The sequence below is a fragment of the Pseudomonas sp. P4_C3 genome (assembly GCF_056402075.1).
Genome location: NZ_JBFUIC010000765.1, coordinates 1 through 672 on the forward strand (window position 1 = coordinate 1; position 672 = coordinate 672).

Consider the following 672-nt stretch of genomic DNA (forward strand, 5'->3'; position numbering starts at 1 on the left):
GAAGCCGGCAAGCTGATGCGCGAAAACGGCGGCGGCAGCATCATCAACGTCGCCTCGATCAACGGCGTTTCGCCGGGGATCTTCCAGGGCATCTACTCGGTGACCAAGGCGGCGGTGATCAACATGACCAAGGTGTTTGCCAAGGAATGTGCGCAGTTCGGGATTCGTTGCAATGCGTTGTTGCCGGGGCTGACCGATACCAAATTCGCTTCGGCGCTGGTGAAAAACGAAGCCATTCTGAACACTGCTTTACAGCAGATTCCACTGAAGCGGGTGGCGGATCCGAGTGAGATGGCGGGGGCAGTGCTTTATTTGGCCAGTGATGCTTCGAGTTACACGACTGGGGTTTCGTTGAATGTGGATGGGGGGTTCTTGTCCTGAACGGCTGCACTGGATGAACAAAAGGCAGTCTCTGACTGCCTTTTGTTATTTGCCGTCGATCAATTACCTAGGTGAATCCTGCGGATCGATATTTTCCAATGCCTGATACACCTCCAACCCCAATAACCCTGCAAAAATTGATGGTTATCCATTTTCCGAAAATGCAACTAAATTATCAATTCCGCACATTCAAACGTATCGTCCCCATGTACTGTTTTCCACCCAGTGTCGATACTGCTGATAGATGATATTCACCAAGGGGTAATATCAGCTGGCCAGACGATATCCCGC

Annotated in this window: 1 protein-coding gene; it reads left to right on the forward strand. The window is 51.2% G+C overall.

Annotation, left to right across the window (positions count from 1 at the left end; all coding sequences use genetic code 11):
• The coding region (locus tag AC1DVH_RS32320) for an SDR family oxidoreductase (RefSeq protein WP_477757199.1) at positions 1-381 on the forward strand (381 nt) is incomplete at its 5' end.
• Positions 382-672: the final 291 nt, after the last annotated feature.